The organism is Pseudotamlana agarivorans, assembly GCF_018860245.1.
Classification (GTDB): domain Bacteria; phylum Bacteroidota; class Bacteroidia; order Flavobacteriales; family Flavobacteriaceae; genus Pseudotamlana; species Pseudotamlana agarivorans_A.
Window position 1 is genome coordinate 115793 of the sequence record NZ_JAHKPD010000008.1, and the last position, 18494, is coordinate 134286.

The 18494-nt window shown below is 33.4% G+C and carries 22 protein-coding genes; 17 read left to right on the forward strand and 5 right to left on the reverse strand.

The genetic code is table 11. The annotated features are described in order from the left end of the window. Window positions 1–32 precede the first annotated feature (32 nt). Window positions 33–890, forward strand: coding sequence for an AAA family ATPase (locus KO493_RS03230; RefSeq protein WP_216066508.1), 858 nt, complete (start codon window positions 33–35; stop codon window positions 888–890). Then, window positions 868–1899 carry a DUF3871 family protein gene (locus tag KO493_RS03235; protein WP_216066509.1) on the forward strand — a complete coding sequence of 344 codons (1032 nt, stop codon included), beginning with the start codon at window positions 868–870 and terminating at the stop codon, window positions 1897–1899. The genes KO493_RS03230 and KO493_RS03235 overlap by 23 nt, the downstream gene beginning before the upstream one ends. Window positions 1900–1930: 31 nt before the next feature. Here the strand turns inward: KO493_RS03235 and KO493_RS03240 are convergent, their stop codons facing one another. The 3 genes from KO493_RS03240 to KO493_RS03250 are packed head-to-tail and all read right to left on the reverse strand — an operon-like array spanning window position 1931 to window position 3954. Further along, entirely contained in the window at window positions 1931–2542 is a 612-nt protein-coding gene (locus tag KO493_RS03240; RefSeq protein ID WP_216066510.1) for a hypothetical protein, read from the reverse strand. After that, on the reverse strand, window positions 2535–2879 hold the full coding sequence (locus KO493_RS03245; protein WP_216066511.1) for an STAS-like domain-containing protein: 345 nt from the start codon (window positions 2877–2879) through the stop codon (window positions 2535–2537). Before KO493_RS03245 ends, KO493_RS03240 begins: the two co-directional genes overlap by 8 nt. Beyond that, window positions 2866–3954: a hypothetical protein gene (locus tag KO493_RS03250; RefSeq protein WP_216066512.1), complete on the reverse strand. Its 1089-nt coding sequence runs from the start codon at window positions 3952–3954 to the stop codon at window positions 2866–2868. The genes KO493_RS03245 and KO493_RS03250 overlap by 14 nt, the downstream gene beginning before the upstream one ends. A 383-nt stretch (window positions 3955–4337) precedes the next feature. Between KO493_RS03250 and KO493_RS03255 the strand changes: the two genes are divergently transcribed. Together KO493_RS03255 and KO493_RS03260 are read left to right on the forward strand one after the other, a co-directional pair. Next, the gene (locus KO493_RS03255) at window positions 4338–4730 is read left to right on the forward strand and encodes a hypothetical protein (protein WP_216066513.1); all 393 of its coding nucleotides are present in this window, start codon (window positions 4338–4340) and stop codon (window positions 4728–4730) included. A gap of 49 nt (window positions 4731–4779) precedes the next feature. After that, the gene (locus KO493_RS03260; protein ID WP_216066514.1) at window positions 4780–5217 is read left to right on the forward strand and encodes a JAB domain-containing protein; all 438 of its coding nucleotides are present in this window, start codon (window positions 4780–4782) and stop codon (window positions 5215–5217) included. A 75-nt stretch (window positions 5218–5292) separates the two neighbouring features. On the opposite strand, the gene KO493_RS03265 is transcribed toward KO493_RS03260, so the two are convergent. Then, entirely contained in the window at window positions 5293–5517 is a 225-nt protein-coding gene (locus tag KO493_RS03265) for a helix-turn-helix domain-containing protein (protein WP_216066515.1), read from the reverse strand. Window positions 5518–5999: 482 nt separating this feature from the next. On the opposite strand from KO493_RS03265, the gene KO493_RS03270 reads away from it, so the two are divergent. The 5 genes from KO493_RS03270 to KO493_RS03290 all read left to right on the forward strand — a co-directional run bounded on the left by KO493_RS03270 (window position 6000) and on the right by KO493_RS03290 (window position 8145). Then, entirely contained in the window at window positions 6000–6167 is a 168-nt protein-coding gene (locus KO493_RS03270) for a hypothetical protein (protein WP_216066516.1), read from the forward strand. Between the two features lie 4 nt (window positions 6168–6171). Further along, window positions 6172–6741 (forward strand): hypothetical protein, encoded by a 570-nt coding sequence (locus KO493_RS03275; RefSeq protein WP_216066517.1) that lies wholly within the window; start codon window positions 6172–6174, stop codon window positions 6739–6741. A gap of 25 nt (window positions 6742–6766) precedes the next feature. Beyond that, window positions 6767–7123 (forward strand): hypothetical protein, encoded by a 357-nt coding sequence (locus KO493_RS03280; RefSeq protein WP_216066518.1) that lies wholly within the window; start codon window positions 6767–6769, stop codon window positions 7121–7123. A gap of 64 nt (window positions 7124–7187) precedes the next feature. After that, window positions 7188–7547, forward strand: a complete 360-nt coding sequence (locus KO493_RS03285) for a hypothetical protein (protein WP_216066519.1) — start codon at window positions 7188–7190, stop codon at window positions 7545–7547. 376 nt (window positions 7548–7923) lie between these two features. Continuing rightward, window positions 7924–8145: a hypothetical protein gene (locus tag KO493_RS03290; protein ID WP_252723146.1), complete on the forward strand. Its 222-nt coding sequence runs from the start codon at window positions 7924–7926 to the stop codon at window positions 8143–8145. Between the two features lie 2 nt (window positions 8146–8147). On the opposite strand, the gene KO493_RS03295 is transcribed toward KO493_RS03290, so the two are convergent. Continuing rightward, the gene (locus KO493_RS03295; protein ID WP_216066521.1) at window positions 8148–8738 is read right to left on the reverse strand and encodes a riboflavin synthase; all 591 of its coding nucleotides are present in this window, start codon (window positions 8736–8738) and stop codon (window positions 8148–8150) included. Window positions 8739–8804: 66 nt separating this feature from the next. Here KO493_RS03295 and pdxA point away from each other — a divergent pair, with 66 nt between their 5' ends. The 8 genes from pdxA to accB all read left to right on the forward strand — a co-directional run bounded on the left by pdxA (window position 8805) and on the right by accB (window position 18468). After that, window positions 8805–9857, forward strand: a complete 1053-nt coding sequence (pdxA, locus tag KO493_RS03300) for a 4-hydroxythreonine-4-phosphate dehydrogenase PdxA (RefSeq protein WP_216066522.1) — start codon at window positions 8805–8807, stop codon at window positions 9855–9857. Window positions 9858–9963: 106 nt separating this feature from the next. After that, on the forward strand, window positions 9964–11133 hold the full coding sequence (locus KO493_RS03305; protein ID WP_216066523.1) for an efflux RND transporter periplasmic adaptor subunit: 1170 nt from the start codon (window positions 9964–9966) through the stop codon (window positions 11131–11133). Between the two features lie 2 nt (window positions 11134–11135). Further along, window positions 11136–14300: an efflux RND transporter permease subunit gene (locus KO493_RS03310; protein ID WP_216066524.1), complete on the forward strand. Its 3165-nt coding sequence runs from the start codon at window positions 11136–11138 to the stop codon at window positions 14298–14300. Between the two features lies 1 nt (window position 14301). Then, window positions 14302–15750 carry an efflux transporter outer membrane subunit gene (locus KO493_RS03315; RefSeq protein WP_216066525.1) on the forward strand — a complete coding sequence of 483 codons (1449 nt, stop codon included), beginning with the start codon at window positions 14302–14304 and terminating at the stop codon, window positions 15748–15750. Window positions 15751–16024: 274 nt separating this feature from the next. Further along, a complete protein-coding gene (locus KO493_RS03320) occupies window positions 16025–16570 on the forward strand; it encodes a YceD family protein (RefSeq protein WP_216066526.1) in 546 nt (181 codons plus the stop codon). Between the two features lie 9 nt (window positions 16571–16579). Then, window positions 16580–16783: a 50S ribosomal protein L32 gene (gene rpmF / locus KO493_RS03325; RefSeq protein ID WP_216066527.1), complete on the forward strand. Its 204-nt coding sequence runs from the start codon at window positions 16580–16582 to the stop codon at window positions 16781–16783. A gap of 181 nt (window positions 16784–16964) precedes the next feature. Next, the gene (locus KO493_RS03330) at window positions 16965–17966 is read left to right on the forward strand and encodes a beta-ketoacyl-ACP synthase III (RefSeq protein WP_216066528.1); all 1002 of its coding nucleotides are present in this window, start codon (window positions 16965–16967) and stop codon (window positions 17964–17966) included. A 22-nt stretch (window positions 17967–17988) separates the two neighbouring features. Next, window positions 17989–18468 (forward strand): acetyl-CoA carboxylase biotin carboxyl carrier protein, encoded by a 480-nt coding sequence (gene accB, locus KO493_RS03335; RefSeq protein ID WP_216066529.1) that lies wholly within the window; start codon window positions 17989–17991, stop codon window positions 18466–18468. The last annotated feature ends 26 nt before the right edge of the window (window positions 18469–18494 follow it).

Genomic DNA, 18494 nt, shown 5'->3' on the forward strand with positions numbered 1-18494 from the left:
CCCAATATTTAAACAATTTAAACTCATTTATTATGAAATTAAGAAAATCAGAAAGAAAACAAGCCAAAATTAAAATGGCTTTACAAGGAAGTGCTGGTGCAGGAAAAACAATGTCAGCACTTTTATTAGCTAAAGGGCTAACAAATAATCAGCTTTCAAAAGTAGCTGTTATAGATACAGAGAATGGCAGTTCAGACCTCTATGCACATTTAGGAGAATATTGTGTTCTTAATATGCAACCCCCATATACGCCAGAGAAATATATTCAAGCTATTGATATCTGTCTTGAAGCAGGAATGGAGTGTATTGTTGTTGATAGTATTTCTCATTGTTGGGATGAATTGTTAGACTTCCATAGTAAGTTGCCAGGTAATAGTTTTACAAATTGGAACAAGGTTACTCCAAGACAAAAAGCTTTCGTAGATAAGATTCTTCAATCTCCAGCTCATTTCATTGCAACAATGAGAACAAAACAAGATTATGTGTTAAACCAAAAAAATGGAAAGTATGTTCCAGAGAAGGTTGGATTGAAGGCTGTGCAAAGAGATGGCGTGGAATATGAATTTACTTTAGTATTTGATATTGATTCAAAACATTTTGCAACTGCAAGTAAAGACAGAACAAATCTATTTAATGGCAAACCAGAGTTCATGATAAGCGCCTCTACAGGTAAAAGAGTCTTAGAATGGTGTAGTGTGCCAAATTCTCAAGAAGATGTCTTAAAACGCATTAATGAGTGTTTGTCCATAAGTGATTTGATGAAACTTTATAAAGAGTTTCCTCAATTTCAACAGTCATTGAATGCTCAATTTCAGAGTAAGAAAAAACAATTAGAGAATTTAGTTAAAACAGAAAATTTTAGTCAAAATGGAACTCATATCAGTAAGTAATAACAAAGAGAGGAAAAACAATACCCCTTCTTTTGATGGTGCAGTACAATCTTTTCAAGGTTTGAGTTTACCATCAAAAGAAGAGGGGTTCATTCAAAAGCCTTTTATAGAGGCAAACACAAAAAATATCAGTCTATCTGAATTAAAGGAAAGTTGTATAGTTCCTGTTTTTTCAAAAGACAATGAGAGGACAATAGCTCATCAAGAATTTATTGAAGTTACCCAAGAATGTCTTGGAAGCGTGTTTCACCATCAAAAAGAAGGAGTTCCTGAAATAAGAGTTTCGCACCAAATAAAAGGAAGAACTGCTGATGCTATTTATAAGCCAGTAAAACAACTGTTAGAACATGAAAAAACTCAGTATTTTGAAAGGATGGCTTTTGTAATTAGAATTCCCTCTATAAGAGAAACTATAAATGGAAACAGTCTTTCTTTGATGGTGGGTGGGGTTAGAGCTTATAATCAAGAGAACTTGTATAATAAGAAAACGTATGAGAAATTTAAGTTCTTCATAGGTTTTCAAAATATGGTTTGCTGTAATTTATGTATTTCAACTGATGGGTTTACTTCTGAGTTAAGAGCTACTAGCTTTGACGAGTTAAAAAGTAAGATAATTGAGGTTATAGAAGGCTATGAAGCTGAAAAGCATTTAAAAATGATGAAAGAACTTTCAAGTTATAGTTTATCTGAGCATCAGTTTGCTCAACTTATTGGAAAAGCAAGGTTGTACAACTTCTTGAGTAAAGAAGAAAGATTAGAATTGCCACAAATGGATTTTGCTGATAGGCAAATGAATATAATTGCAAAAGACTATTATAAAGATAGGAGTTTTTGCAGAGATGTTAATGGTGATATTAATCTGTATAATGTATACAATTTGTTCACTTCTGCAAATAAAAGTTCTTATATAGATTCTTTTCTAGATAGAAATGTTAATGCTTTTGATTTTTCAAGAGGATTGACTAAGGCTCTCAATGGTGATTCTAAATACCATTGGTTTTTGAGTTGAGTGGCGCCCTGGTTTTTTAAATCAGGGCTTTTTAAGCTCTATTAATAACTAGTTGGTACTCTAAAATTTTATTTTTAAGTTTATCATATTCACTATTTATCTCATTAAATCGAGATTCAGAATAAAATATAATACCTTCTTTTACCTTTATCGGTAAATCAATTGATTCTAAATCATCAGCATATATTGATTTAGAAGGGCTGTCTGTTTGAAGCTCTCTTAAACTTCTTGTAATTTCAATAATCTCTTTTCTGCATTCGTTATTAATTTGAATATCAGCAATATTAAGGAGTTTTTCAATACTTTTTATTTGTATGACTAATCTCTTTAATGAAGAAGTAGCTTGTGTGTATTCTATTTTTTTATCGTTTATTTTATTTGAAGTCTCCTTTACATATTGATAGATTTCTTCTACTCTAGCTATAATTAATTCTTTCTCTCTTACTCTGTTTTCTTTGGCTTTATCAAAATATTTATAGAAAACATAGGCTATAACTATAGAAACCAAAATTGCTAGCAAGTTAACGCCATCCACCTCTTTAGCAAGAGTTACATGAGGAATTTGGAAATATTTTGAAAGAATAAACCCTATAGCGGATGAACAGACTAAAAGAATTATAGTAGGTGTATGTTTATTAGTCATTTATGTCATTTTTTGCATCTAACATATCGGCTTCAATGTCTTCTAGTAAATAATCTTCTTCTTCAGAAATTATTGATAATCTTTTTTTTAATTCGACATAGGATATTTTATCCTCTCGTATCAGTCCTCCAAATATTTCTTCTAAAAAAGACGTGCCATAACCTGCGGTCCCATCTAGATTTATTTCTACTTTATTATTATTTTTAATTGCTTCTTTTATTGCTGGAGCAAGAATAGTTTTACGAAATAATTCTCCAGAGAATTTACCTTCTTTTTCATATCTTGAACCAGGGGTTTTGGAGAAGTCTTTTGCTAAATTTATTTTAATCAATTCCATCTTTACAAGTGTTGCTTTTATTTAATTCCCAATATACAAATGTCCCACTAAATTTATTAGTTAAAGTTCTAAAATCATTGTTCTTTACATCAGCAAAAACGTCATTAGAAATAATGTGTAATTTGCTAAAGTCATTTCTTTTGAATGCGTCGTAAATACCTGGTAACCCTTTCCCTCTATAATACTTGCCAGTCACTGTTTTATGTAAATCTCCATTTAAAATTAATTTAAGAAGCTCTTTATTATTGTTAAAGGTAAATATTTTAGAGAGGGGACTTCTCCAACCATACCATTTACTTTCCTCTCCTTTGTTATTTAAACTGTCAAAAATTCCAACTCCGAAGTCAATAAAAGAAAAGCACACCTTGTTTTCCTTGGGTAAATGTTGTACTGATAAGAACCAATGCTTATCTCCTTCTTTTCCATAAACAGCATGATTGTTAGTATTGTGCATAAGTTCTATTAAGGATCTTTGAACTCCTTGGAACCTTCTTTTTTCTCCCCAAATTGAAAGTGATGCATCAGAAATAATTTGGTGGGTTAGTTCAGCATCTACTTTTTTCCAGGCATGTGTAGATATTGTTCCGCCCTTAAGTAACTCATATCTATCCTCACTTTTTATATTGCGGTATAAATAATCCAAAAAGCCAGAATTAACTAATATTTTTCTTGCTACAAAGTTGTCAGGCATATCTCCATTAAATGGAATACCTTTAGCTTTGAACCGTATCAAAATGGATAATAAAACGACTAATGCATCGTATCCTAAAATCTCTACATGTTTTAATATTACAAATACTTTTTTTCTCTTTAAATATTGTTTTTTGATTAAATGAATTAAAGTGTTAGTTCCTTCAGGATTTTTTACAAAAGATAAAATATCTGGAGATTTAATTTTTACATAGTCTTTATATTTTGTTTCATAAAGGTCTTGCTGTTTTCTTTGAGCTTTATTAAGACCTTGTTGTCTTTTCCTTTTCTTTTTTTTCTTTTTCTTAAAAGTAAGCTTTCTTTTATGGTGTTTTTTTGCCCTGTTAAAATTTAAATTTTTTTCGTTGTTTCTAATCTTTTTCAAGTAGTTGTAATTTTTTAATCCGTTAGAATACTTTATTTATATTTTATGAAGGATTCTCCTTGTAATATATAAATAGAATGTTTTTTGTTTTAATGGTTTACCATAAATGTGGTATTTACATAAATTGGGGTGCTAAATCTAAAGATATAATAAACCATAAAAAAGTTTTTAAAATTTTTTCAAGCTAATCAATAGAATAAGTCTAGCTGAACTTGTACAATCCCCCCACTAGCTCTAAGCAATGGGTAAGCCCCTCCCTTTTGTATATAGAATGAAATTTTTTGCGCCACCAAGAAATGAATCAAGTTGATAGCTGTATTCTTCCTTTGATGGTTCAAGGTAATTCATTTTATAATTTATTGTTCAACTCAAAATTTAAAATCATGTTACGAATTGTAAACTTTAAGGAAAGAGAATCTGATGATGGTTCTACTTTCTTTGCTCTAACCATTCAAGGTGGAGTAGAATTAGTGAAAAGTAATGCAACTGGAAATTTCTACGCTACTGCTAGGAAGACCTCAATTACATCAACTTTTGATGAAGAAACTTGTAAGGCTCTTATAGGGTCTCAAATTCCTGGAAAAATTGTGAAAAGAGAATGTGAACCTTACACATTTACTATCAAAGAGACAGGTGAAATTATAGAGCTATCTCATAGGTATGAATACATTTCTGAAGCACCATCAGAAAGAGAGGATATGAGTGATTCAACTATTGATGACTTTGTATTAACTGAGTCTGCTCAGGAAAAGAATCACCCTTTATTAGCCAGTTAAACTAACAATGCCCAGAATTTAAAGTTTTGGGCATTTAACTTTTTTAATTATGAATACAATAAAAGAAATTAGAGTTTCCTATTCGTCTGGAAATACAGAAAAGATTAAAATTAAAAATAGTAAAGATTCATACAAATTGCTCTTATCCTGTTGGTCTAAGAAAATTATAGAGTTACAAGAGGAATTTAAAGTTCTTTTATTAAATAGAAATCATCAAGTATTAGGTGTTTACCCTTTATCTAAGGGAGGAGTTTCTGGAACAGTTGTAGATGCTAAATTGCTATTTAGCGTAGCTTTAAAATGTAATGCTTCTAGTATTATCATGGCACATAACCACCCAAGTGGAAACTTAAAACCTAGTGAAGCAGATAAAAGGTTAACATCAAAATTAAAGGAAGCAGGTAGCTATTTAGATATTGTGGTAATTGACCATTTGATAATTGCTAAGGGGGGCTATTTTAGTTTTTCAGATGAATTGTTAATGTGAGTGAGCTAAATATCTGCCTTAAACTTGCTAAATTTTATGCTTTAAAATAGTTAAGATATTAATTAATAGCTTTTTTTAATTTTTGATATCAACTAATTCACTTAAAGGAATGTTTAAGTGTTTAGCGATAATGCTTAATGTGTAAATTGTTGGGTTAGTATTACCAGCTTCTAAACGACTAAAGTTTGACTTTTCAATATTACATAGACCAGCAATATCTTGTTGAGAAATATTTTTGTTTTCCCTCAACATCTTAATGCGTTTACCTATAGCAATTTGAACCTTTTTTTTGTCTGTCATTTAAATGAAAACTTGACAAACAAAATTGTGCTTTATGATAACTGTTTGGTTATCATAAATGATAAATCAATATATTTGAATCCATTTTAATTAATCATGAGAGAATTTATAACATCGGTTGACTTTTTACTTCCACTTATCTGTAACACTCTATTAGTGTTTTTAACTTCAAGATTATACTCATTAAGGAACATGTCTTTTAGTAGGTTAAATTCAGAATTTAATATTGCTTTTGTTTTAGGTAAATTAATATATCAGTTGGGTATATATTTAACAATAGCTTTCTTAATAATTAGTTTTGTTAATGGGAGTTATTTGAAACCAATAATCACTATTGCTTTAAGTGTTTTTATAGCTACTTTATTAGCTAAAAATAAGAACTTAGCACCATCAACAGAAATTCAATACCCAATAATGACATTCAATTGTATATTAATAATATTGGTGTTTTTGGTTTTTCTTATTTATACAATTAAATTAATATGAAAAGAGAGGATTATATAGGATATGGAACTATTGGGCTTGTATTAATTATACTTGCAATTTTAGTACCTCTTATGAGTTCAGATGAATTTTGGATTGCCTTAATTTCTCAGTTATCAGGAATAGCAGTAGTTGCTTTAGCAGTTTATTTATTGAACAAATTATAATTTATTGTACTACATTCAAAAGATAATACAAGAACTTGAGTCTCTTTCTGCTGATGGTGTTTGTACTCTGGCTAAAATTAAATGGTGGCTGTTAAAACATCAAGATGACTATAACAAGATACAGAAGGAGGAGTCAAAACGATTTATGTACTTCGTAGATGGTAAGTCAATTAGATTACCAGATTATATAGGAGCAAGAACACCAAATGAAAAATTTTTGCATATCTATAATACCCTAAACGATGTTACAGTCAAGCATGAATATGAAGAGTATTTTAGGAATGAAATGGCTATTTATAAGAGTGTTAAAGAAGATAATCAAAAATTAAGGAATTGGCTTGTTAAAAATGAGCATTTAGGAGTAAATACATACTTTATCTTTCTAATTGATTATTTTGGAGAAGAAGATGAAATGGACAATGAAACTCATTTAAACATTACTTTTTTAGAAGATGAGGAAAGGCGCCTCTTTATTGACAGAAAGGATTTCCAATTCACAATAGAATTTGCACATACTTTCAATAAGGTTTATTGGGATTTATTGGAAGTATTAAACTTAGAAAAACTCAATTAACTTTTTAAACCTAATTTATTTATTTATGAAAAAACCTATTTACATTTTATTACTATTAGTAAGTATAGTCTCTAGTTGCTCAACTGATGATAACAGTGAAGATATTAAATCAGTTAAAATTGTATTTACAGAGGGGGAAGCATCTAAACTGAAAATAACTCCTCTTGATGATGAAGCCTTTTTTGAAGCTAATGAGGTAAGAGAATACGAAGATGTTAATCAAGTTTCAATTGATTTACCTGATTACACCAATCATTTTGAAGTAATAGTGCATGGAAGCCAAGAAAGAATAACGGGGTATGTAGAAGTTAATGGGGAAAAAATGAGTTTTACTGCAATTGATTGGTACTATTCAGGAACATACTACCTTGAAGATTTTTAATAATATTTATAGTATAATAATGCAAGCCACCTAAATTATAGGTGGCTTTTTTATACCTGAAACCATGAAGCAATTTAAATTCTTTTTTGCTATAGGTGAACAATATGAACTCCATGAATTTGATTTAGAAGAATTAGACGTAGTTTTAATTGAAGAGTATGCTTATGATGTATATAAGTGTAGTACGAAATTATTAGATGTTTTTGAACTTGATGGTTTAGTAGATATTAATTTGTACTACAACGCTGATATTTTAGCTAGAGTAGATTATTATTTTAAAATTGATTTAGGAACATTAACCAATGGAGTCAAGTTACCATCAAAAAAAGGAGAGATTAGACTGATTTCTAATTACAATGAAGGTTTCTGTTTGGTGATTGCAGGTTCAAAATATAAGTTCAATTTTAATTCAGGTAAAACATAGGTAAAACAATTTACTTAGTAAATGTTAGAATCTATTAAAATCTGCAAAGTTCAAAATATGTAACTATGTTAAAATCAAATAAATAGTGAAAAAGGGTAAGAAGTGTTACATATATGACAGTGCCTCATAATCAGAAAGTCCATGGTTCGAGCCCATGTGGGACCACTTTTAGAAATTGCAAAGCCTTACAGAGATGTGAGGCTTTTTTTGTGAAAATGATTCTTTAATTGTTATATTTATAGTGAAATTAGCTGGAAAAGAATAAGATAATTTTTATTGAGCTCTTTTCTAAGAATTTCTGTTTTAGTAAAAATAATTTTATGTTAATATTGATTAATCAGTTTTTTTTATAAATTTGTTGCGTATGACGAACCAAATGAAAAAATTCATTTTCTTAAGCTTATTTGTTTTAATAAGCTTTTCTGCTATGGCAATCGTTGATGGGGTAACTCAGTTGCCTTCACCTGTGGCTCCAGGTGAACCGGATCCACCACCACCACCACCAGGTCTTCCTATTGATGGCGGTATATTAGCAGGTGTTTGTGTAGCATTAGCTTATGGTGCTAAAAAAACACTATTTAGCAAAGACAATGAGTAGCCTTATTGGTTTAAAGTAGTAAGACGTGCTACATATTTCCCTAAAACATCAAATTCTAAGTTTATAACTGTCCCTTTTTTAAAGGTATTAAAGTTTGTATGCTCGTAAGTATACGGTATAATAGCCACGCTAAAACAATCTTTTTTAGAGTTTACAACGGTTAAGCTGGTGCCATTTACAGTAATTGAACCTTTTTCAATGGTGATATTATTTAAAGAGGAATCGTATTCAAATGTAAAAACCCAACTGCCATTTTGTTCTTTAACTTCTGTACAAACCCCTGTTTGGTCTACATGACCTTGTACAATATGCCCGTCTAATCGGTCGCCAAGTTTCATGGCACGCTCTAAATTGACATGATCATTAATTTTTAAAGTGCCTAAACTGGTCTTTTCTAAGGTTTCTTTTATAGCTGTGACGGTGTATTCATCGTTATTAATATTAACTACCGTCAAGCATACGCCGTTATGGGCAACACTTTGGTCTATTTTTAATTCTGAAGTAATTTGGCTTTTTATAGTAATATGTAGATTGTCTAATTCATTTTTTAAATTAGAAACCGTACCAATCGTTTCAATAATTCCCGTAAACATATTATTATGCGTTTATTTAGTTAAATTTGCAACATCAAAATTACGAACAATAGTTAGCATTTTTTAATGAAGCAGACAGAAAATATAGTAGTAGGAATTTCAATAGGTGATTTAAATGGCATCGGTGGAGAAATTGTTTTAAAAACATTTGAAGATGCAAGAATTTTAGATTTTTGTACCCCTGTAATCTTTGCTTCAATTAAAGTGATGTCTTTTTTTAAGACCCATTTTAAATCTGAAATTAATTTCCATAGTATAAAGGATATGGGGCAAGTGGTTCCTGGAAAAGTAAATGTATTGAACTGTTGGAACGAGCCTGTTAAAATTGAGTTTGGTAAAGAAGATACTAAAATTGGGGCATTCGCAATAAAATCTTTGGAAGCAGCAACGACCGCATTAAAGGAAGAAACCATTGATGTTTTAGTTACAGCACCTATTAATAAGTCTAATATTCAATCGGAGGATTTTAAATTCCCAGGTCACACCGATTATCTAGCTCAGGAACTAAAAGGAGATAGTTTAATGTTTATGGTTAACGATACCTTGAGGGTGGGATTATTTACCGATCATGTGCCGGTAAAAGATGTTGCCACGCGTATTACACCAGAGTTAATTGAAAAGAAAATTGCAACGGTTTACGAATCGCTTCAAAAGGATTTTAAAATTCAAAAACCCAAAATAGCAATCTTAGGTATTAACCCGCATACTGGCGATAATGGGGTTATTGGAAGTGAGGACGATACCGTTTTAAGGCCAACACTTCAAAAAATTAAAGAAAGCGGTAAATTGGTTTACGGACCTTATGCTGCCGATAGTTTTTTCGGTTCAAATAACTATAAGAATTTTGATGCGATTATTGCGTCGTATCACGATCAAGGTTTAATTCCTTTTAAAACCTTATCTTTTGGACAAGGCGTTAATTTCACGGCAGGATTAAATAAAGTACGTACATCGCCAGACCATGGCACGGCTTATGAAATTGCTGGTAAAGGTGTGGCAGATGAAAATTCGTTTAAAGAAGCGGTATATAGTGCCATGAAAATCTTTAAAAACCGTTCGGAGCATGATGAACTCACCGCAAACCCTCTAAAAAAGGCCTCGCGAAATGAGCGTCGTTAAATTTTTATCAATGTATGAGGTTTTATTCAAGTCATTAATTGTAAATTAGTTTAATATTAAGGACTTATGCTTTTAATAATAGAACAAAACGAACTAAAGCCATTTTATGAAAAAGAGATGTAAATTGTGTATCCCTATTATAGTATTAGGGAGTATGTTAATTCTATCTGCCTGTAAAGAAAATGCTTCAGCAGTCAGTTCTATTCCAGAAATAGAGGTTATTAAATCTATAAAAAAAGATGTTCCAATAGAGAAGGAGTTTGTTGGGCAAATTTATGGATTTCAAGATATTCCTATTAGAGCTCGGGTTGAGGGTTTTTTGGAAGGAGTTCATTTTAACGAAGGGTTTCCTGTAAAAAAAGGGCAATTACTTTACACGATAGATTCACAGCCATTTGTTGCGTCTGTTGCCTCTATGGAAAGTGTTGTTGCAGAAGCCAAGACATATCTTGTAAATGCAGAGAATGAACTGGCGAGATATAAGCCTTTAGCAAAAATTAATGCAGTAAGTAAAAGTGATTTAGATGCGGCACAGGCAAGCAGAGATGCTGCAATTTCTTCAGTTGAAGCCGCTCAAGCAAATTTAAGAATGGCCCAAATTGATTTGAGTTATACCAAAATTCTTTCACCTATTGATGGACTAATTGGTAAAACAGAAGCACGAAAAGGTGAATTTGTAGGGCGAGAACCTAACCCAGTTATTCTAAATGTTGTGTCCGATATTGAAAAAATGCGTGTTGAATTTTTTCTAACCGAATCTGAGTATTTAAGTCTTGCAAGGCATTTTGAATTAGACATGAATTTAAGGGATAAGGTTAATAGAAAGAACTCAAAAAATAACCTAACATTAATTTTGGGGGATGGAACAATTTATGAGGAAAAAGGAAGTGTGGAATTTCTTGGTAGAAATATTGATGCCAATACGGGGTCTATTTTAGTACAAGCTTCATTTAGTAATAAAAAAGGACTTCTAAGACCAGGGATGTATGCAAAAGTGCGTGTTCAATTTGAAATCGCAAAAGATGCAATTCTAGTGCCTCAAAAATGCATAACAGAAATTCAGGGACAATATTTCGTTTATGTTATTGAAGAAGGAAATGTTGTAAAATCTAGAACGGTAAAAACTGGAGGGCGTATAGGCGACCTTTGGTTAATTTCTGAAGGAGTCAAAGAAAATGAATTAATCATAATTGATGGATTGCAAAAGGTGACATCGGGTATGACAATCAATCCAGTTGTTACTGAGTTTAAAAGTCAAATCTCTAAAACCAATTAAAGATGGCTGAAAACTCAGGTAATTTCTTTGTTCGGAGGCCAATTGTGGCCATCGTCATTGCTATCGTCATTGTCATTGTTGGTAGTGTATCGTTAATTGGACTGCCAATTGAGCAATATCCAAGTCTTACGCCCCCTATTGTTCAGGTAAGGGCCAATTATACAGGAGCGAATGCTATTAGTGTTGAAGAGTCCGTTGCTACACCATTGGAGCAAGAAATTAATGGAGTCGACAATATGATTTATATGAAATCGACCAATGCAAACGATGGTAGCATGGTTATCGATATTTCATTTGATGTTGGTACAGACCCAGATATGAATACGGTACTAGCTCAAAACAGAGTATCTGCAGCCTCTGCAAAATTGCCTCAAGAGGTAACGAAGTTCGGGGTGTCTACTAAAAAATCATTGCCTAACATTATGTTGGCTGTATCTCTAACTTCCGATGGAAGATACGATCAAGAATTTCTTGGTAATTATGCGTTGATTAATATCAAAGATCAATTATCGCGTATCAAAGGTATTGGACGTGTAGATATTCTAGGGACTTCCGATTATTCAATGAGAATTTGGGTAAAACCAGATTTACTTGCCAAAATGGGTATAACCGTACCCGAAATTCTAAATGCTATTAATGAACAAAATGTTATTGTTCCGGGGGGTAAATTTGGAGCAGAACCAGCTCCCGCGGGTACAGAATTTACTTATACTGTACGATTGCCAGAAAGGTTTAATTCCGCTGAGGCCTTTGAGGATATTGTAGTACGAACAAATGAAGATGGATCTCAGGTGAAAATAAGGGATGTTGCTACTGTTAATCTAGGCGTAGAAGCTTATGCTATGATTCCTAGAATGAACAAAAAAACCTGTGCCATTATCACCGTATATCAAGCGCCTGGGTCTAATGCCGTAGAATTAGCAGAGAACGTTCTTTCGGAGATGGATAATCTGTCAAAAAATTTCCCAGAAGGTATAGAGTATGATGTCTCGTTAGATTCTACATTACCAATTACTGCTGGTATTAAAGATATTATTGTCACCTTAATTGTTGCATTGCTTTTAGTTGTATTAGTGGTGTTCGTTTTTATTCAAGATTGGCGTGCAACATTAATTCCTACGCTTGCAATTCCTGTTTCCTTGATTGGAACTTTTATATTTTTCCCACTTTTAGGTTTCACCATTAACGTGTTATCTTTATTGGGATTAGTTTTAGCTATTGGTATTGTGGTTGATGATGCTATTGTGGTGGTAGAAGCTGTACAAGTTAATATTGCTAAAGGTATGAACTCTCGTGAGGCGACGTTTGATGCCATGAAAAAAGTAACCGCGCCTGTGATAGCTACAACCTTGGTTTTGGTTGCAGTTTTTATTCCAGTTGCTGCTATGGCGGGAATTACCGGGTTATTGTATCAGCAGTTTGCAATTACAATTGTTGTTTCTGTATTGGTGTCATCAGTAAATGCATTAACATTAAGTCCAGCATTAAGTTCACTTTTATTAAAAGAGCCAAAACCGTACAAAGGACCTTTAGGCTGGTTTTTTGAAAAATTCAATAAAGGTATGGATAGGTCTACAGATGCCTATATGAGTTTTACAAATGTTATAGCTAGAAAACTAAAGCGAGGTGTGATATTTATTGTAATTTTATCTGTAGGTGCTGGAGTTTTCGGTAGTATGGTTCCTGGAGGATTTATTCCTGAAGAGGATATGGGTTATTTGTATGTTAATATTCAATTGCCTAATGCGGCTTCTATTCAAAGAACTGACGCTATTGCAAAGGAAGTTGAAACGATTATTACAGACAACCCAGATGTTACCTATTTAACAACTGCTGTTGGGTATAGTATCCTTGCTGGATCTGCGGTTCCCAATAACGGTTTTATGTTTGCAACACTTTCCGAATGGGGAGATAGGGACTTAACGGCTAAAGAGGTAATAGATAATTTAAATAGGGAATTCGCTAAAAAAATAAAGGGCGCTCAGGTATTTGCTTTTGGCCCGCCGGCCTTGCCGGGATTAGGGAATGGCTCGGGTTTTAGTATTATGATTCAGGATCGTGGTGGTAATACGCCAGAATACTTAGGTGAAAACACCATGAAATTTATTAAGGCGGCGAACGAACGACCTGAAATTGGGTCGGCATTTACTACGTTTCAGGCCAATGTGCCACAAAGATATTTAGATATTGATAAAGAGAAAGCACTTAAATTAGGGGTCTCTCTTAGTGATTTATATACGACTATAGGTGCATTTATGGGGGGTGCCTATGTGAATAACTTTACAAGGTTCGGAAGACTTTATAAAACCTATATACAGGCAGAACCAGAATATCGGGTAGATGAATCAAAAATTAATAATTTCTTTGTAAAAAATAACAAAGGAGATATGGTTCCTCTCGCAACTATAGCGACTGTGCGGCCCATTTCAGGTCCAGATTATACAAATAGGTTTAATCTTTATCGGGCGGTGGAAGTTACCGGTGGGCCGGCTCCAGGATATACTTCTGCGCAAGCTATTGCTGCTCTTGAGGAAGTAGGAGATGAGGTGCTTCCTTCAGATATGAATTATAGTTGGAATGCCATGTCGTTTCAAGAGAAGAAGTCTTCAGGTTCCCTAATGGTTATTCTTGCGTTTTCGCTAATCTTCGTTTTTCTTATACTATCGGCACAATATGAGAGTTGGTCTTTACCTTTTTCTATATTACTTGGTACGCCGTTTGCTATTTTTGGAGCGCTTGTATTTCTTTGGGTAGCGCGTTTTTTTAGTCCAACTTTTGAAAATAATATTTTCGCTCAGGTGTCATTCGTGATGCTTATAGGAATGGCTGCCAAAAATGCAATACTTATTGTTGAATTTGCTAATGATGAATTTAAGAAAGGAGCGAGTTTGTTTGATGCCGCAATTCTAGCTGCAAAATCGCGATTCCGACCTATCCTCATGACAGCATTCTCATTTATATTAGGGGTATTTCCTTTAGTTATAGCAACAGGATCAGGGGCGGAATCGAGGAAAGTTATGGGAATGGCATTACTTGGAGGTATGAGTATGGCAACAATACTCGGTGTGTTCTTCTACCCTATGTTATTTGTTCTTATAGGTAAAATAGCTGGATATGAGAAAAAAAGAGAAAAGGAATTGGCTAACCAAACTAAAATTTCTAACTAAAATGATGAAAATTAGGAAAAGTCAGATTTCATTTATAGTTGTCATTTTATTATGTATTGTAGCATTTAATGCCTGTAAAGTAGGGCCTAATTTTAAGGCTAATCGAAATAAAATAGATTCAGTTGCTGTTTATCGTTATGATAGTCTAAAACTCGCTACACAGGATTCTGTGTTGAATATAAGCTGGTGGAAACTGTTTAATGATCCGGTACTAGATACATTGATTAAAATTGGTCTTGCCGAAAATAAAGATGTTTTAATTGCCTCAAGTAGAATCGAACAAGCCGCGGCACAATTGGGCTTTAATAATGCAGATTTGTGGCCAAAGTTTGGGTATAGTGCCGGAGCAACTCGAGGAAATGTTATTGGAGGTCAAGCTACCCCAGGTCTAGCCACTAGTAATATGTTTACTGGTTTTGGTACTCTTAATTGGGAATTAGATTTTTGGGGAAAATATAGGCGGTCTAGTGAGGCCGCAAGGGCAGAACTGGTAGCTTCAGAGTATGGTCAAAGAACGGTACAGATTGGCTTAATTTCTGCAATTGTAGGAACACATTATCTTTTATTAGATTATAAATGGCGTGAGTATATATCGCGAAAAACCCTTGAATTACGACAAGAATCTGAAAACATCATTCAGGCGCGATATGATTATGGTATAGTGCCTGAAATTGACTTGAATCAAGCCCAGATACAACGTGCCATTGCGGCTTCAGCTGTCCCGCTATATCAGCGACAGGTAGCACAAACAGAGCATGCTTTAAGTGTATTATTAGGTAGAAGCCCAGGGCCTATACATACTGGAGTTAAATTGGAGGATCAACAGTTACCACCGGATATACCTGTAGGTTTGCCTTCTTTATTAATGGAGCGAAGACCAGATGTTTTACAAGCTGAGGCTTTGTTACATGCACAAACGGCAAATGTCGGGGTTGCCGTTGCCCAGCGATTTCCTGCTATAAACTTAACAGGTTTGTTTGGTGCAGTTAGTTCGGACGTGTCTACTTTAAATTTAAACCCTGCCGCATTTGCTATAGGCGGTAGTTTATTAGGTCCTTTGTTTGAGTTTGGAAAGAATAAACGACGTGTGGAAATTCAAAGGAGGAAAACCGAACAGGTCATGTATGAGTACGAGCGAACCGTTATTACAGCATTTCAGGAAGTTGAAGATGCGCTTGTGGAGATATCAACTTTAAAAGATCAGCGATTAGCAAGGCAAGACCATGTTAATGCAGCGAAAAATGCGCTTAGGCTTTCAAGAGAACGTTATGATAAGGGGGTTACAAGTTTTCTTGAGTTGATAGAGAGTCAGAGGCAAGCTTTTGATGCGGAACTTAGTCTGTCAGAAACTACTCAACAACTATTTAATGGCTATGTAAAACTTTATAAAGCACTTGGTGGAGGATGGTTGTCTGAGCAAGAACAGAATGATGCTACCTTGCAAAATTAGTCCTATTAAGAGGTGAATCATCTTTATTTTATTTATAAGAGGGATGGTCGTTAAATGCTAGTCTATTTTTTAATTGCTTAATAATAAATAGATTGGTTAATGAGTTATATTTGTCAAGTTGGTAAAAATTAGGGTAATTTATATGCTTAAGAAGTTGATTCCTAGGTTTTTCGGATGAATCGAAAGATATTTAAGATATAAACAAAAAAATGTTAATAAGTAATGCTGCGTAAATAAAAATTTATATATTTGCGGGCTCAAAATAGATGTGATTATGAAGTCGTTAAAAGAGTTTACAATTCCATTTGTAGGGTTAAAAATTGGCAAACATCATTTTGAGTATGAAGTTGAACAGCCGTTCTTTGAACATTTTGAGTATGAAGATTTTAACAATGTAAAGGTTAATGTAGATCTTATTTTAGAAAAGAAGTCAACATTATTAGAGTTACATTTTAAAATTTCAGGATGGGTTAACGTGAATTGCGATTTAACCAACGAACCTTATAATCAAGACATCGAAAATGAATTTGATTTGGTGGTGAATTTTGGTGATGCGTATAACGATGAAAATATTGACTTATTAATTGTTCCTCATGGGACGTACGAAATTAATATTCAGCAATATATTTATGAGTTAATTATACTTGCAGTTCCTATTAAAAGAATACATCCAGGTGTTGAAGATGGTACGCTAAATTCAGAAATACTCAAAAAATTAGAAGAGTTAAGCCCGAAGCTTAAGGAAGATAAAGAAAAAGACAAGTCAGAGGACATTGATCCTCGTTGGAATACATTAAAGAAATTATTAACGGATAAATAAAAACATAAAATGGCACATCCTAAGAGAAAAATCTCGAAAACAAGAAGAGATAAAAGAAGAACACATTACAAAGCAACTGCGCCACAGATTGCGACTTGCCCAACAACAGGTGAGGCTCACTTATACCATAGAGCACACTGGCATGAAGGAAAATTATACTACAGAGGTCAAATTTTGATTGATAATTCTGCAGAAATAGAAAATGTTGCATAATTAATTATGCATGCATATTAAAAAACGCTCATTTATGAGCGTTTTTTTTATGATTTAATTTTTATGATTAACAAAAACGCGTAATTTGCAGAATATTACTTCAAGATTTAGTAGTTTTCGCCAAATTTTGAACGTTTTTGTCCATTTTTAATAAATTTTTGGTCAAATTAACTATAAAGTTATGAGTAAAATCTCAGCGGCAATTACAGCTGTAGGTGCATATGTGCCAGAATACGTGTTAACCAATCAGATCTTAGAAACGATGGTTGATACCAATGATGAATGGATAACCTCCAGAACAGGTATCAAAGAACGTCGTATTTTAAAAGACGATGGTAAAGGGACATCTTTCCTTGCTATAAAAGCAGCACAAAACTTAATTGATAAGAACAATTTAGATCCTAAAGATATCGAATTGGTTATCGTGGCTACCGCTACGCCAGATATGAAAGCGGCATCGACAGCTTCATTCACCGCAACCGAAATAGGCGCAACAAACGCCTTTTCCTTCGATATGGATGCTGCTTGTTCGAGTTTCTTGTTTGGTATGTCTGTTGCTGCCAGTTATATTGAATCTGGAAGATATAAAAATGTCTTACTTATTGGAGCAGATAAAATGTCTTCAATAATTAATTATAAAGATAGAGCAACGTGTATTATTTTTGGTGATGGTGCGGGTGCGGTTCTATTTGAAGCTAATGATGAAGGTCTAGGGCTTAAAGATGAATACTTAAGAAGTGATGGATCTGGACGTGAGTTTTTACAAGCCACTTATGGAGGGTCTTCTCATGCCTTAACGGCTGAAGTTTTAGCAAATGGTGGTCATTATGCTTTTCAAGAAGGAAGAACAGTGTTTAAGAATGCCGTGTTTAACATGGCAGATGCTGCTGAAAAAATCTTAAAACGTAATAATCTAACCAAAAATGACGTGGACTGGTTAGCGGCTCATCAAGCAAATAAAAGAATCATCGATGCTACAGCCCAACGTATTGATTTAGAGGATGAAAAAGTGATGATTAATATTCACAAGTATGGGAATACAACATCAGCTACCTTACCTTTGTTAATAAATGATTACGAATCACAATTAAAAAAGGGAGATAATGTTATATTTGCCGCTTTTGGAGGCGGATTCAATTGGGGGTCTATTTATTTAAAATGGGCGTACAACTCTAAAAACTAACCACTAATTAATTAGCAATATTATGGATATAAAAGAAATTCAGAACTTAATTAAATTTGTTGCCAAATCGGGGGCGAGTGAAGTTAAATTAGAAATGGACGATATCAAAATCACGATTAGAACAGGATCAGAATCTGATACGACTATCGTGCATCAAGTTCCAGCACAAGTAGCGCAACCACTTCCTGCAGCACCTGTTGCAGAAGCTGCAGCTCAAGCCGCAACACCAGCAGCCCCAGCTCCAGCAGCAGAAGATTCAAAATATATTACAATCAAATCACCAATTATCGGTACTTTTTACAGAAAGCCATCTCCAGATAAGCCATTATTTGTTGAGGTAGGTCAGACCATTGGAGAAGGTGATGTTCTTTGTATTATTGAAGCGATGAAGCTTTTCAATGAAATTGAATCTGAAGTTTCAGGAAAGATTGTTAAAATATTAGTTGATGATTCTTCTCCGGTTGAATTTGATCAACCATTATTTTTAGTAGACCCATCTTAAATTTTAGATTGTTCGGGTTTAGTGAT

Coding starts and splice junctions, on each gene's coding strand:
- KO493_RS03260 (WP_216066514.1), top strand. CDS start 4,780: ATGAATACAATAAAAGAAATTAGAGTTTCCTATTCGTCTGGAAATACA.
- accB (WP_216066529.1), top strand. CDS start 17,989: ATGGATATAAAAGAAATTCAGAACTTAATTAAATTTGTTGCCAAATCG.
- KO493_RS03290 (WP_252723146.1), top strand. CDS start 7,924: ATGAAAAAATTCATTTTCTTAAGCTTATTTGTTTTAATAAGCTTTTCT.
- KO493_RS03270 (WP_216066516.1), top strand. CDS start 6,000: ATGAAAAGAGAGGATTATATAGGATATGGAACTATTGGGCTTGTATTA.
- KO493_RS03285 (WP_216066519.1), top strand. CDS start 7,188: ATGAAGCAATTTAAATTCTTTTTTGCTATAGGTGAACAATATGAACTC.
- KO493_RS03235 (WP_216066509.1), top strand. CDS start 868: ATGGAACTCATATCAGTAAGTAATAACAAAGAGAGGAAAAACAATACC.
- KO493_RS03280 (WP_216066518.1), top strand. CDS start 6,767: ATGAAAAAACCTATTTACATTTTATTACTATTAGTAAGTATAGTCTCT.
- KO493_RS03315 (WP_216066525.1), top strand. CDS start 14,302: ATGATGAAAATTAGGAAAAGTCAGATTTCATTTATAGTTGTCATTTTA.
- KO493_RS03255 (WP_216066513.1), top strand. CDS start 4,338: ATGTTACGAATTGTAAACTTTAAGGAAAGAGAATCTGATGATGGTTCT.
- KO493_RS03245 (WP_216066511.1), bottom strand. CDS start 2,879: ATGGAATTGATTAAAATAAATTTAGCAAAAGACTTCTCCAAAACCCCT.
- KO493_RS03265 (WP_216066515.1), bottom strand. CDS start 5,517: ATGACAGACAAAAAAAAGGTTCAAATTGCTATAGGTAAACGCATTAAG.
- KO493_RS03320 (WP_216066526.1), top strand. CDS start 16,025: ATGAAGTCGTTAAAAGAGTTTACAATTCCATTTGTAGGGTTAAAAATT.
- KO493_RS03295 (WP_216066521.1), bottom strand. CDS start 8,738: ATGTTTACGGGAATTATTGAAACGATTGGTACGGTTTCTAATTTAAAA.
- pdxA (WP_216066522.1), top strand. CDS start 8,805: ATGAAGCAGACAGAAAATATAGTAGTAGGAATTTCAATAGGTGATTTA.
- KO493_RS03330 (WP_216066528.1), top strand. CDS start 16,965: ATGAGTAAAATCTCAGCGGCAATTACAGCTGTAGGTGCATATGTGCCA.
- KO493_RS03230 (WP_216066508.1), top strand. CDS start 33: ATGAAATTAAGAAAATCAGAAAGAAAACAAGCCAAAATTAAAATGGCT.
- KO493_RS03240 (WP_216066510.1), bottom strand. CDS start 2,542: ATGACTAATAAACATACACCTACTATAATTCTTTTAGTCTGTTCATCC.
- KO493_RS03310 (WP_216066524.1), top strand. CDS start 11,136: ATGGCTGAAAACTCAGGTAATTTCTTTGTTCGGAGGCCAATTGTGGCC.
- KO493_RS03305 (WP_216066523.1), top strand. CDS start 9,964: ATGAAAAAGAGATGTAAATTGTGTATCCCTATTATAGTATTAGGGAGT.
- rpmF (WP_216066527.1), top strand. CDS start 16,580: ATGGCACATCCTAAGAGAAAAATCTCGAAAACAAGAAGAGATAAAAGA.